The organism is Acidobacteriota bacterium (assembly GCA_035471785.1).
In the GTDB taxonomy this organism is placed as follows: domain Bacteria; phylum Acidobacteriota; class UBA6911; order RPQK01; family DATIPO01; genus JANQFM01.
Map to the genome: position 1 here is coordinate 1 of DATIPQ010000100.1, position 13625 is coordinate 13625.

Consider the following 13625-nt stretch of genomic DNA (forward strand, 5'->3'; position numbering starts at 1 on the left):
CTTCTGGCACTTTATACTGGCGGCTGGCGAGACGTTCTCGTCAGATGTGGACCGAAGGAGTCAGTCGTTGAGAAGAAAGATCATTGTCGGTGGGTTGTGGATGCTGTGTTCGGCTTGGTCCTGGGGTTGGGCTGGAGCGGCTGCTGAGGCCGCATCAGGGCCGCGGCCGGGGAACGAGTCCAAAAGAAATCAAGTCAAGGACCGGCCCAAGGTGGCCTTGGTGCTCAGCGGGGGAGGGGCGCGGGGAGGGGCGCATGTGGGGGTGATCGCGGCCTTGGAAGACGAGGGCGTACCCATTGATTTCATCTCCGGCAGCAGCTTCGGGGCCATCGTGGGCGGACTCTATGCGGTGGGCTATTCGCCTGCCGATCTGGAGTGCATTCTGGGCGACCTGGACTGGGCCTACCTCTTCGACCGGCGTCCCGACCGGCGCCGTCTCTCCTACCCCAACAAGCAGCGCAGCGACCGCGGCCTTTTTCAGCTCAAGGTGGAGGAGCGGGGCGTCAGCTTGCCCGCCGGACTGCAGGACGGTCAGCGGGTCTCCCAACTGCTGGAGCGGCTTACCGCCATTCCCCTCTACCAGGCGGGCAACGATTACGACCGCCTGCGCATCCCTTTCCGCGCCATCGCCACCGATCTGCTGCGAGGACGCGTCCGCACCTTCCGCAGCGGACCCCTCTCCACCGCCCTGCGCGCCAGCATGGCCGTCCCCGGAATCTTCACGCCGGTGGAGCACGAGGGGACTCTGCTGGTGGACGGCGGAGTCCTCGACAACCTGCCCGTCGACGCGGCCCTGGAGTGGGGCGCCGACATCATCATCGCCGTCGACGTCTCGACCCCCCTGCGCAGCTCAAAGGACGAATTCGGATCCCTGGTCGATGTCCTCGATCAGACTATCAGCCTGCATATCGAAGCCGACATGGCGCGCAGCCGCGACAAGGCCGATGTGGTGCTACGACCCGACTTGACCGGCTTCACCAATTCGTCCTTCGACCGCGTCAAGGAAATGTTGCCGGCCGGACGCCGAGCTGTCAGCGAGCAGCTCGAAGCCCTGCGCAGCCTGCTGGCGGAGAAGGGAATCGACCTGCCCGCCGCCAAGCCCACTCCTTCCATCCACCGGCACGACCGCTTCGACCATGCCACCTTCGTCTACGCTCCCGCACAAGTGACGGTTGAAGAGACGGAAGTGCGTGGAGTCGAGCCCGCCTTGCGGGAAGAAGTGGCCGAACACGTCCAGCGCCCCAGCGGACCTGTGGGAGCTGCCGACATCCGCCGCTTCGACGAAAGCGTCTCGCGCATCTACGGGTCGCTGCTGTTCGACTCGGTAGCCTTTCACCTGCAACCTCAACCCGCTCCCAGCCGCCTGCTCTACGAAGTCGATCCGGCGTCCCTCTCCAAGCTGGGCGTGGGGCTGCGCTACGACCGCGAATACCAGTTCACCGGGGCCTTCGATTTCGTCTCGCGACGCTTTAAAGAAACCGACTTCGACTTTTTCGCAACGGCGCTGGTGGGCAACGTGCGCCGCTTCCGCACAGGACTGGAAGGCGGGTCGGTCTCAAGCGGCGAACTGTTCTTCTCGAGCTCTTTCGAATTCCTCACCTTCGACCGGCTGCTCTTCCAGGGAGACGACAGTGTCGGCGACTTTCAGGATCAGCGGCTGGGCTGGAATCTGTCGCTCAATCGACTCATCGGCACTTCAGGCCAAGCCGCTCTGCAGTATCGCCTTGAGCAAGCCAACATCTCGCGGGGCGTCGGACGCTTCGCTCAGCCCTCCTCGGAAACCCTGTCCGGGCTGCGGGCCTCTTTTCACTGGGACAGCTTCGACGCCGACCAGCTTGCCGGCCGGGGACTGCGGGCCGGGGTGTCGCTGGAAGTCCAGGACACCTCGCTGGGTAGCGACTTTTCTTACCTCTCCATGCAGGCCGGGCTGCAGCATCGCTTCACCTGGGGTCCGGCCACCCTGGGAGCCGGCGGGCAATGGCGGCTGATCGACGGCGGAGCTCCCTTTTACCAATTGGTTTACGTGGGCGGACGCGGCTATTTCGATTTCTCGGGAATCCCCTTCGCCGGACTGCGCCGGGAGGAGTCGGTCTCCAAGCAGGCGCTGGTCCTGGAAGCCCTCTATCGCCACAGCCTGCGCCGTTTCCGCTTCGGACTGCTGCGCAGCATCTCGGCCCAAGCCGTCTACAACACCGGATTCTTCGCCACGCTCGATTCGCGCGACCTGGGCGGGCCGCGTCATGGGGCGGCTTTCGGCGCCGCTCTCGAGGTCCAATTCCTGGGTCCGATACAGGTCATGCTGGGACGCGCCCAAGACAGCGACTGGACGTCCTACTTCTCCATCGGTCACCGATTTTGAGGTATCCTCGCGGGGTCCTGCAGGCTGGCCCAGGGCTAAGGTGATATGCGGAGTTCGAATTCTTGCCGCCGGGCGTTTAGTTTACTGCTACGCGCCCGAAGTTCGATGTCCAACGTTATCCCACGCTTTCAGCGTGGATAGCTGAGCCGCGATGACCCCAGGGTCAGCCCCGGCGAGCGCAAGCGAGACGGCGGCGCCACCCTGGGTTAAAGACGGCCAAGGCGTGAACGCTGAAAGCGTGGGATAACGCACCGGGGGTGCTCAGAATTCTGACCTGTTGCACTAGGCTTGGTCCTGGTCGGCCAAAAACGGTTCGATGATCGACCACTGGTTGTGGGCGTCGTTGTATCCCAGTTCGATCAGACGTTCCACATAGGGCCGCTCGAAAAGCAGGTAGGAGAGAAAGTCAGGGCTCTTGGAGCGCAGCACGCCCAGGGCCCTGATCACCCGGCGCATGGGCTTGGGGAGAGCGGGCTCCAAGTCCACGGATAGCTTTCCCAGGTCGCGGGAGGGTCGCAGCGAGAGAAGCTTGATCTTGCGCAAACCCTCGGGATGAGGAGTGTCCTCGGGAAGCAAATCCAGGATGCGGTTGATGCGCAGCAGCCTTTCTTCGTCGTCTTCCATGGAATCCAGAAAGATGGAGTTGAAGAGCATGCCCAAGATCTGTCCGGGCGGGGGATAGGAGAAGATCTGGCGTTCGGCCTCCTCGCGCGGGGAGCGCTTGTAGCCCACTGAAATGGAGAGGACCTTGGAGGCTCCCAGGTGGACGGCGGGAGAAAGCGGGCAGGCGTGGCGGACGCTGCCGTCGCCGTAGTAGGAATCCCCTACCTTGATGGCCGGGAAGATGAGGGGCAGGGCCGACGAGGCCATCACGTGGTCGACAGTCAGCTTGGCCCGCACGCTGCGCCGCCCCGAACGCCTCCACATGGGCACGCCCTTGTGGCCCTGCACGAAGGTCACCGTGCGTCCGGTGGAGTAACTGGTGGCCGAGAGGGCCACCGCGTGCAGCAGCCCGGAATCGATATTGGCCTGAATCGATCCCGACTCGATGCCCTTGGCCAGGAACTCGCGCAGCGGCTCGGTATCGAAGATGCCCCGCAGCTTGGGAGCCATGCGTCCCGCCATGGCCAGCGTCCACAGCCATTTGCCGCCGCTCTCCAAAAAAGAGGAGAAGTCGGTGCGGAAGACGCGCTCCAGCGTCAGAGCCATCCAGGCCCGGGACAGATCGCGGCTGGCCGACAAGAAGTCGCCCTCCTCGGCCTGGTAGCGGTAGCCGGCCAGGTAGGCGGCATTGATGGCGCCCGCTGAAACCCCCGTCACCACTCGAAAGGGAAAGCGCTCGCCGCAGCGTTCTCCGATACCCGCCAGCACCCCGGCCTGGTAAGCGCCGCGGGCGCCTCCGCCAGAGAGAACCAGTGCCGTTTCGTCCTTTCCCTGCAAATCCGAGCCTTTCTTGGGACGCCCTGCCTGGCTTCAGCGGTCCAGGGCCCCTACAAAATTATGCTGTTTCAAGATACTGAAAGCAATGACCGCTCACAGCACCCAGGCCTTGGTGAGCAGCGGCACTTTTGGCAGCCAGGCCGCTGTGAGATAATCCGCTTCTGCCGTGCGGACTGGTTGGAGACGTCATTGATGTCTTTGGTCTTAGCACGGCAAGAGCTATCGCACAAAGATGGAGACGAGGAAATGGCCATCCCCGAACACGCCTTGGAAGGAATCGAAAACCTGGATCCGCTTCCCGTCACCGTGCAGAAGCTGATCTCGTCGCTGAGCGGCAGCGAAGACGTCTCGTTCAAGGAGTTGGGACGCCTGATCGAATATGATCCCGCCGTGGCGGCCAACATTCTCAGAGTGGCCAACTCGGCCCTCTACGCCGGACGTCGCCGCATCGAAGATCCCAGAGACGCCGTGGTGCGCCTGGGAACCGCCACCTTGCTCGACATCGTGCTGGGCAGTTATCTCAAGGAACTGACCGTTTCGGCTCCTCTCTACAACCTCTCCGAAGAAGAGCTGTGGCTGCACTCGGCTGTCTGCTCCATCGCCGTCAAGCAACTGGCCAAGGAAGCCAACGTCAAGATTCCCCAGACCACCGTCATCGCCGCGCTGGTTCACGACGTGGGCAAGATCATCATGGTGCGCTACATGGAGGCCGACGTCGACGACATTCTCGATCTGTGCCGCCAGGAACACCTGACGTTCGTGGAGGCCGAGCGCAAGCTTTTCGGCTGCGATCACGCCGAGGTGGGGGCCGCCATCGGACGCAAGTGGGCCTTTCCCCAGCCCATCGTAGACGCCATCGAAAAGCACCACCAGGTCCCCCTGCAGGACCCCACGCCCAGCCTGGACGCCGTGATCCTGGCCAACCTGGTTTCCAAGACGATTGGAATCGGACTTGGGGCGGAGGGTCTCAACTTGCGTGCCGACGACGGCAGCTATCAGCGCCTGGGACTCGACTTTCGCGCCTTCTGCAGGGTCTGCGCCAACACCTCGGTGCAGGTGGCTGAACTGAAACAGGCCTATGGGATTGCCGCCTAGACGGACACACCGGCACTTTTTGCTTCCCTATCCGAGACGCTTGTGCTATTGTCTCCGCTGCGGACCCTAGGGTTCCGCTCCCCTTTCGCCAGGGAGGTTCTTTACATAGGTGGACATTGCCGAGGCGGCCATCGCAGCTGCCTCGGCAGGGTCCTTCCCGCCGCTTTTTCCCGACTCTCCCCTTTAGACTCCGTTACCTCTCACATGGTTGGCAAAGATTTTTCCTGGTGCTGTTTGTTTTAGCGGCGCGCCGAAATGGACGGCTTTGCCTTACCACAGCGCTTCAACTTCGGGATAGTCGAGGATGCGCCGGTCTCTGCTGATCAGGCGGTATTCGTAGAGGCGGGCGGTGGCCGCGATGAGGCGGTCGGCCGGATCGCTGTGAAAGGGCTCGGGCAGGTAGACCGATTCCAAAGCCACCGCGTTGGTAACCGGCAAAAAGCTCAGGTAGGGCAGCGACTGGGCTTGTGAAAGCCACTGGCGGGGACTGCGGTCGAGCTTGAGACGTCCTCGTTCGACTAGGAGCGCGATCTCCCACACGCTGATCGAGGAGACGTAGACTGCCTCTTGAACGCGGGCTTCGTCGATGACCTTGCGGGCCTCCTGCGAGAGCTTGTCGGGATCGGACAGCCACCACACCAGGGCGTGGGTGTCGAGCAGGATCATTGAGCCGCTTCCCACTCCTCCTCGGCCAGCGGCTCGGTCGGATCCCGGTACTCCAGGACACTTCCCCGCAGGGAGGAGAGTATCTCGTCGGGCTCATCCTCCTGGTAGGGGACGATCTTGAGGACGGGGCGACCGTGGTCGGTAATGATGAGAGTCTTGCCGGTGCTTTCCACGTTGCGAAAATACTCCAGAGCTTGGGGCTTAAACTTCGACTTGGAAACGAATTCTTGCATGCGCTTAGAGCTCAGATCCTTTCTGCACTCTGTCACCATGGTCACCATACCATAGTCATATTTGGGGCGCAACCGTTTTCTTCCAGGTCGAGCCGGAGCACATCCAGAGCACATCCCCATTGCCTGCCGGTAGCGACATGGCCTATGCTTTTGGCTTTAGTGGAGCCGTTTTGCATCGTGCAATGAACAAGCAACAGCGAGGTGTTATGAGACGCATTTGGGGGATGTCGTTGGTTTGGGGATGTCTGGTTGTATTGGCCTGGGGAGCCGCCTTGGGTCAAGACATGGGAGAAGGCCAGCCGGGTTTCGAATTCTATCCGGGCGCAGAGTACGATCCTGAGGTCCCCACCTTGCAGCAGGTGGTGGGCCATTCCTGGGGGGAGAGGATCACTCTGCACCATGAGATCGAAGACTACGTGCAGGCGCTGGCCCAAGCCTCTCCCCGAGTGCAACTGCGCAGACATGGGGAAAGCTGGGAAGGCAAGGCGCTCTATCACCTCATCGTCGCCTCTGAGGAGAACCAGGGGCGATTGGAAGAGATACGGCAGGCCATGTCGCGTCTGGCTGATCCGCGCGCCACGCCTCAGCAGGACGCCGATGCCCTCATCGCTTCCATGCCTTCGGTGGTGTGGCTGGCTTACGGCGTGCACGGCAACGAGATTTCTTCACCTGACGCGGCGCTGCTCACCGCCTATCACCTGGCGGCGGTGCGCAACGACGAGGTGGCCCGCAATATTCTCGACAACACGGTGGTCATCATTGATCCAACCCAGAATCCCGACGGACGCGACCGCTTCATCAACTTCTACCGCCAGACCCGCGGGCGCTGGCCCGACGGCGACCCCTCCAGCGCCGAACACGACGAGCCCTGGCCGGGAGGACGCTTTAACCATTATCTCTTCGACATGAACCGCGACTGGTTCGCCCAGACCCAGATGGAAACCCACGGACGCTTGCAAGCCTACTTGCAGTGGTATCCGCAGGTCTTCGTCGACCTTCACGAGATGGGAACCAATTCGACCTACTACTTCGCGCCTCCGGCCGACCCCCTCAATCCCGAGATCCCCCCTTCGCAGCAGGAGATGCTGCAAGCCGCCGGACGCAACAACGCCAAGTGGTTCGACCGCTACCGCATCGACTACTTCACCCGCGAAGTCTTCGATTCCTTCTATCCCGGCTACGGCGAAGCCTGGCCCATGTTCAAGGGATCGGTGGGTATGACCTACGAGCAGGCTTCGGTGCGCGGCTTGCTGGCCGAACGCAGCGACGACACCACCATCCACTATCGTGAAAGCGTCCGCAACCACTTCGTTGCCTCCATTTCGACCGCCGAGTTCGGAGCCGAAAACCGGGAGGGGTTGCTGCGCTACTACTACGATTACCGCGGCAGCGCCATCGAGGAGGGGCGAACGGGCCCCGTGCGCGAGTACATCCTGCCGCCCGGACACGACCCCAACCGCGTTGACCGCCTGGCGGGCAAGCTGATGAGTCAGGGCATCGAGGTCAAGCGCGCCCGCTCGGCCTTCAGCCACGCCTCGGCCCAAGGCTACTACGCCGGACAGGAGCAGGGCTCGATGAATTTCCCCGCCGGAACCTACGTGATCCCTCTCGATCAGCCCGACAAGCGGCTTATTTCAGTGCTGATGGAGAAGCACTTTTCGATGGGCGACGACTTCATCAGCGAGCAGGAGCGCCGTCAGCGCAAGCGCCTGGGTCTGGAGATCTACGACGTCACGGGATGGTCGATGCCCATTCTCTACAACGTCGACATCTACAAGGTGAGCGAGTCCTCTTCGGGCGATTTCGAAACTCTCAGCGAGGCCCCCGCGTCCGCCGGCGAGGTGCGTGGCGGAGAAGCGCGGTTGGCCTACCTGATTCCCTGGGACTCCAATTCGGCGGCCCGCGCCCTGGCCTGGCTTTTCCGGCGCGACATCCGGGTGCATGGAGCTGACGAGTCCTTCACCATGGAGTTGCAGGGCGACGACGTGACCTTTCCGCCAGGCTCGCTGATCGTCAAGACCAAGGACAATCCGGAAGACCTCCACCAGGTCATGCAGCAGGCGGCCCGGACCTTCGGCATCACGGTCTGGTCCACCGACGCTTCCTGGGTCAAGTCGGGGATCAACTTGGGCAGCAACAACGTCAACTATCTGGAACGTCCCAAGGTGGCCATGGCCTATCGCGACGGCGTCAGTCCCACCTCGGTGGGAGCTGCACGCTATTTGCTGGAGCAGGAATACGGCTATCCCGTGACGGTGATCGTGACCGGAGATCTGCCCCGCGCCGAGTTGGACCGCTACAACGTCATCATCCTGCCCGAGGGCTTCGGCTACGGGCGCGATCTGGGTGAAAGCGGAGCCGGCAGGCTGCGCGACTGGATTCGGGCTGGAGGCACGCTGGTGGCCTTGGGCAGCGCCTCCCGCTGGCTGACCGGCGAGAAGATCGGACTGCTTTCGAGCGAGCTGGAGAACCGCCAGAAAGAGGAGCCGAAGAAAGAAAACAACCAGGAGTCCCAGGACGAATCGGCTCAGGCCGAGAAGGAAGACCCCATCGAGGCCATGGGCGGGCAGTCCGACCTCCCCTCATCCGAGGACATGAGCGAGTTGGAGAAGATGATTCAGCCCCAGGAGGAGCGTCCCTTTCCCTTGCTGGGAGCTCTCTTGCGCCTGCGGGTGGACGGAGAGTACTGGGTCGGCTTCGGCTATCCGTCGGGAGGCGCCAACGCCTTGGTGCGGGGAGCCGACATCTATACTCCCTTGAAGCTCGACCAGGGCGCCAACGTGGCCGTCTATGAGGAGCGTCCCAACCTGTGGCTGAGCGGGTGGGGCTTCGAGGACACTTACGACCAGATCGCCAACAAGCCCTTCCTCATGGTTCAACGCCACGGTCGGGGACACGTGATAGCTTTCGCCGAGGATCCCAACTACCGGGCCTTCATGGACGGATTGAATTTGCTCTTCATGAATGCCGTACTATTGGGACCGGGACATTAGGAAGTTCGAGGTGCGGGGTTCGATGTTCGAAGTGGTCCCTGCATGGATCGCCTCCGCTCGGCCCGGCACCTCCTCAGATTAGGAAGTTCGAGGTGCGGGGTTCGATGTTCGAACCTGGGTCTCCACTTCGCACTTCGCACTTCGCAAATCGCACTTCGACATGGGTAAGGCGCTGCGCATTTGGTTGTTGCTTCTGCTGGCCTTCTTGACCGTCGTGCTGCGCATCGTCGACTTGTCCGAAGTGGTGGTTCGAGACGTCTACCACCCCATGACCCTGGGGTTTCTCTGGCAACCGGGAGAAACCCGCATGATCGTGGGACAGGTGGCTGAAGAGAACTTCGACGGCAACACCAACCCCTTCTACGCCGCCGGGCTGCGGTCGGGCGATCACATCCTTGAGATGCGCTCCGTGGACGGTCCCGGACACCGCATCCGCGGACTCTATGATTTCGGCGACGCCCTGCGCGAGATTCAGCGCAACGAGCCGGCCACCGTCATCGTGGAGCGCGACTTCGGCGGACGCATGCGCCAGGTCCTGCTCGATATTCCGCCGGGGCCGGGATACGGATTGCGCACCTGGCTGGTGATCGTGGCCTGGACCCTCATCTTCCCGCTGGTGGCGGCCGGCACCGGCTTCTTCATCGGCTTCATGAGGCCTCAGGACAACAATGCCTTCACGGCCTCCTTGATGCTGATCTGCTTCTCCTCCTACTTCACCCTGGCCCACTTCCTCTTTCCTCCCGGCTTCCGCGAGGTGGGATCGGTCTATCAGGCCATACTGGCTCTCTTCTTGCCCTACTGCATCCTCCGCTTCTTCTTGCTCTTTCCCTCGCCTTCGGTCATCGACCGCTGGATGCCGGCTCTCAAGCAGGCCTGTCTGGCCCTGACCATCGCCGCCGCGCCGCTGGTGCTCTACTACAACTACCTCTTCAGCCAGAGTTTCGCCCGCCTGGTCGAACTGCAGCGTTTCGGGGCGCTGGTGCTGCTTTTGATGAACGCCTTGCCGGTCTTCATGTTCCTGGTGGGGGTGGTTTCGCTGCTGCTCAACACCTGGCAAAGCGAGTCCAAGGACGACAAGCGGCGCATGCGCATTCTGCTGGCCGGCACCGGGGTGGGGCTGGGCCCGCTGATCATCTTCATGGTCTGGCTGAGGCTTTTCGGGACCTTTGCCTGGGGCGCTTTTTTCCTGGTCTTCGCCACTTTGATGGTCTTTCCGCTGTCCTTCGCCTATGCCGTTGTGCGTCACCGCGTCATGGGCGTGCAGTTGATCATCCGGCGCGGGATGCAGTACGCCCTGGTTTCGCGCGGCTTTCTGGCGGTGGAGTTTCTGCTCATCTTCCTTTTCCTGTCGCTGGCGGCTACGCCCGTGCTGGTGCGGCTCTTTCCCAATAGCTGGGCCTTCGCCAACGCGCTGGGAGCGGGAATTCTCTTGATGGGCGTGCATGCCCTCAACAAGCGCATCATGCCGGTCATCGACCGGCGCTTTTTCCGCGAGGCCTACAACGCCCAGCGCATCCTTTCCGGTCTCAGCCGCGACGTGCGCAAGCTGGCCACCGATCCTGACCGCCTGCTGTGCACGGTCATCGAGCGCATCAGCGATTCCCTCTATCCCGATCAGGTGGCGATTTTCTTACGTGGGGCCGAACTGGCGCCCGCCCCTCAGGTTTCCGCGGAGGGTCAGGAGCGCCGCATCCGCTTCCGTCCCGACGGCGAGCTCGATTTCGAGTGCCATTGGCATCGCGTCCGCACGGCGCAGCAGCGCGCTGTGGCGGAGGGGGGGGCCGACCCTCAACAGCTTTCCGATTCTCCCCCAGTCAGTCGCCGCCCGGCCCAAGAACTGCGGCTTGAGCACGACGCTTTCATTCCCCGCTATCTCAAGCGCTACCTCGACGAAGAGCCCGAAGCGCTGGACGTCTATCTCGACGACCCGCGTTCTTGGGCGTCCGCCTTGGTCAAGGCCGATTCGACAGACAAGCTGGCCCAGGAAAAGGAGCTGGTCGAGCAGCTCAACATGCGCCTCATCATCCCGCTCACCGGACGTTCGCGGGTGATGGGATTCATCTGCCTGGGGGAGCGGCTCTCCGAGGAGCCTTATTCCAGCCAAGACAAGGAATTGCTCTTGACGGTGGCCGAGCAGACCTCCATCGCTCTCGACTATGCCTACCTCATCGAGCAGGCGGCCGAGCAGGAAAAAGTGCGTCGCGATTTGGAGATCGCCAAGGAAGTCCAGACCCATCTTTTCCCTCAGAACCTGCCCGCCAGCAAGACCTTGCAGTACATGGGCGTATGCCATCCGGCGCGGGGAGTTGGCGGCGATTACTATGACTTCTTGGGATTGGAAGACCGCCGCATCTGCCTGGCTCTGGGCGACATTTCAGGCAAGGGCATTTCGGCGGCCTTGCTGATGGCTTCGCTGCAGGGATTGCTGCGCAGCCACGCCACCCAGCAGGGCGCCGAGGTGGCCTCCATCCTGCAGCGGGTCAACAGGCTCATGTGCACTTCTACCGAGGCCAGCAAGTACGCCACCTTTTTTTGTGCCATTTACGACGACCGCAGCCGCCGCCTGACCTTCGTCAACGCCGGCCACAACCCGCCCTTCCTTTTTCGTCCGCGGCTTTCGGGCGGCAATGGAGAGTCCGACTCGCTGATCGAAACGCTGCGTCTGCGGACGGGGGGGATGGTGGTGGGCATCTTTCCCGAGAGCGAGTACGAGCAGGAGACGGTCCAGATGAAGCCCGGCGATGTTCTGGTGGTCTTCAGCGACGGCGTCAGCGAAGCCCGCAACGAGTCCGACGAGGAGTACGGCGAGGAGCGCCTGCAGCGCATCGTCTGCGAGAATATCGAGTTGCCGGCCTCCAAGATGTGCGACATGGTGGTGAAAGACATCCGCCGCTTCACCGGCCAGGCCCCCCAACACGACGACCTCACCCTCATGATCGCTAAATCGGTAGGGTGACCCCTTCACCTGATCGTTCCTTGAAGGGTGGGAGGCGCATCCTTGCGGCCCTCCTCCGCCAAGGCTGCGGAGGGCAGGCCTATCCCAAAAGCAGGGCAACCAGGGCGGTGATGAGCAGGGCGCCCAGGAGGTTGAGCGCCAGTCCGGCGCGCGCCATCTGCTGGGTAGTGATATGGCCGCTGCCGAAGACGATGGCGTTGGGAGGCGTGGCCACCGGCAACATGAAGGCGCAGGAAGCCGAGAGGGCGCCGGGCACCATCAGCAGCAGGGGATGGACCCCCAGGGTTACCGCCAGGCCCGCCAGGATAGGCATGAAAATGGTCGACGTGGCCGTGTTGGAAGTGATCTCTGTGAGAAAGGTCAGCGTCAGGCAGACGATCACGATCAAGGCGATATTGGGCAGCCCGGAGAAGAACTCCAGCCCGTTTCCCACCCAGGACGCCACGCCGGTCGCCTGCACCTCCTCAGCCAGCGCGATGCCGCCTCCGAAGAGGATGAGCACCCCCCAGGGAATCTTGCGGGCCCATTCCCAGTCGAGCAGAAAGATCTTCTTCTTCCAATCCGCCGGAATGGAGAAGAGCAGCAGCGAGGCGGCGATGGCCACCGTGGAATCGTGAGCGGTGCGCTCGATTCCCAGCAGGTGCGACCACCCCGGAATTGTCATGAATCCCAGTTCCAGGTCGCGGCGCCAGATCCACCCCAGGGCGGCCAGAGCGAAGACCATCCCCACCCGCCGCTCCGCCGGGCTGAGAGGACCCAGGTCGCGGTATTGCCGGCGCAGGTAGCCGGTGTTTCCCGTCGATTCCTCGTGCGCCACCGAAGAGAACCAGCGAGTCAGGTAGAGCCAGGTCAGCGGCAAAAAGAGAGCCGCCAGCGGCAGTCCGATGCTCATCCATTGCAAAAACCCGATGGGGGGACGGTCGGGGAAGAGGCGCGCGTACTGGCTGGCCAGGACGATGTTGGGAGGGGTGCCGATGAGCGTGGCGGTTCCGCCGATGGAGGCGGCGTAGGCGATGCCCAGCATGAGGACGGTGGGCAGGCGCGAGTCCTGGGCCAGTCCTCTCTCGCTCAATTGGCTCAGCACGGCGGCCCCGATGGGCAGCATCATAATGACGGTGGCCGTGTTGGACACCCACATGGACAGGAAGGCCGTAGCCAGCATGAATCCCAGCACCAGGCGGGCCGGACGGCTGCCCACCTGCAGCAGCACGAAGAGCGCGATGCGGCGGTGCAGATCCCACCGCTGGATGGCCTGGGCCAGGAAGAAGCCGCCCATGAAGAGGACGATGTTGGGGTCCATGAAGGCCGACGAGACCTCGCCCGCCGAGTTCACGCCGGCCAGGGGGAAGATGGCCAGGGGAAGCAGCGCCGTGGCCGGTATGGGAAGGGCTTCCGTCAGCCACCAGACAGCCATCCACACGGCGGCGGCCAGAACCAGCTTGCCCTCTCCCTGCAGCCCTTCAGGCGTGGGCGCCAGCAGGACGGCCGCGAAGAGCGCCGGCCCGGCTACAAACCCGATCGTCTTTCTCACGCCGCTAGCTTACACTCTTGCTGCGACGGCTTTTTTCCACCATGGCGCAGTGGTTGTGAACCACCCGCAGCCCCAGCTCCCAGCACAGCTCCACCAACTCGTCGGACTCGGCCCCGGGCTGCAGCCACACGTTCTTGAATCCCGCCTCGGCGCACTGGCGGGCCACCTTCTTTCCCTGCGAGGCGGGAATGACGAAGTCGATCACCTCCACCTCTTTGGGCAGCTCCGACACTGACTCGAAGACCTTCATTCCATCCATCTCGCCGCCCTTCTTATTGACGGGATAGACCTGATAGCCAGCCCTGCGAAGGTCATTGAGAATGATGTGCCCGTACTTGCGGGAGTCCTCCGA

General features: G+C 62.7%; 9 protein-coding genes. 4 read left to right on the forward strand and 5 right to left on the reverse strand.

The window, feature by feature from the left end; all coding sequences use genetic code 11:
• The first annotated feature begins 211 nt into the window (after positions 1-211).
• A complete protein-coding gene (locus VLU25_14625) occupies positions 212-2359 on the forward strand; it encodes a patatin-like phospholipase family protein (protein ID HSR69168.1) in 2148 nt (715 codons plus the stop codon).
• 282 nt (positions 2360-2641) lie between these two features.
• Here VLU25_14625 and VLU25_14630 read toward each other — a convergent pair whose 3' ends face one another.
• Complete coding sequence (locus VLU25_14630) at positions 2642-3799, reverse strand: patatin-like phospholipase family protein (GenBank protein HSR69169.1); 1158 nt, start codon at positions 3797-3799, stop codon at positions 2642-2644.
• Positions 3800-3991: 192 nt separating this feature from the next.
• Here VLU25_14630 and VLU25_14635 point away from each other — a divergent pair, with 192 nt between their 5' ends.
• Complete coding sequence (locus VLU25_14635; GenBank protein HSR69170.1) at positions 3992-4894, forward strand: HDOD domain-containing protein; 903 nt, start codon at positions 3992-3994, stop codon at positions 4892-4894.
• A 270-nt stretch (positions 4895-5164) separates the two neighbouring features.
• Here VLU25_14635 and VLU25_14640 read toward each other — a convergent pair whose 3' ends face one another.
• Positions 5165-5575: a type II toxin-antitoxin system VapC family toxin gene (locus VLU25_14640; protein HSR69171.1), complete on the reverse strand. Its 411-nt coding sequence runs from the start codon at positions 5573-5575 to the stop codon at positions 5165-5167.
• Positions 5557-5793: a type II toxin-antitoxin system prevent-host-death family antitoxin gene (locus VLU25_14645; GenBank protein ID HSR69172.1), complete on the reverse strand. Its 237-nt coding sequence runs from the start codon at positions 5791-5793 to the stop codon at positions 5557-5559. Before VLU25_14645 ends, VLU25_14640 begins: the two co-directional genes overlap by 19 nt.
• 206 nt (positions 5794-5999) lie before the next feature.
• Here VLU25_14645 and VLU25_14650 point away from each other — a divergent pair, with 206 nt between their 5' ends.
• Entirely contained in the window at positions 6000-8786 is a 2787-nt protein-coding gene (locus VLU25_14650; GenBank protein ID HSR69173.1) for a M14 metallopeptidase family protein, read from the forward strand.
• 160 nt (positions 8787-8946) lie between these two features.
• The gene (locus VLU25_14655) at positions 8947-11742 is read left to right on the forward strand and encodes a SpoIIE family protein phosphatase (protein ID HSR69174.1); all 2796 of its coding nucleotides are present in this window, start codon (positions 8947-8949) and stop codon (positions 11740-11742) included.
• Between the two features lie 79 nt (positions 11743-11821).
• Here the strand turns inward: VLU25_14655 and VLU25_14660 are convergent, their stop codons facing one another.
• Both VLU25_14660 and VLU25_14665 read right to left on the reverse strand, forming a co-directional pair.
• Positions 11822-13273 (reverse strand): SLC13 family permease, encoded by a 1452-nt coding sequence (locus VLU25_14660; GenBank protein ID HSR69175.1) that lies wholly within the window; start codon positions 13271-13273, stop codon positions 11822-11824.
• Positions 13274-13277: 4 nt separating this feature from the next.
• Positions 13278-13625: CoA-binding protein (locus VLU25_14665; GenBank protein HSR69176.1), on the reverse strand; the 348-nt coding region annotated here is incomplete at its 5' end.

What these genes read in the sequence shown, in the direction of transcription:
- VLU25_14635 (HSR69170.1), top strand. Translation starts at nt 3,992, where the DNA reads ATGTCTTTGGTCTTAGCACGGCAAGAGCTATCGCACAAAGATGGAGAC.
- VLU25_14645 (HSR69172.1), bottom strand. Translation starts at nt 5,793, where the DNA reads ATGCAAGAATTCGTTTCCAAGTCGAAGTTTAAGCCCCAAGCTCTGGAG.
- VLU25_14650 (HSR69173.1), top strand. Translation starts at nt 6,000, where the DNA reads ATGAGACGCATTTGGGGGATGTCGTTGGTTTGGGGATGTCTGGTTGTA.
- VLU25_14655 (HSR69174.1), top strand. Translation starts at nt 8,947, where the DNA reads ATGGGTAAGGCGCTGCGCATTTGGTTGTTGCTTCTGCTGGCCTTCTTG.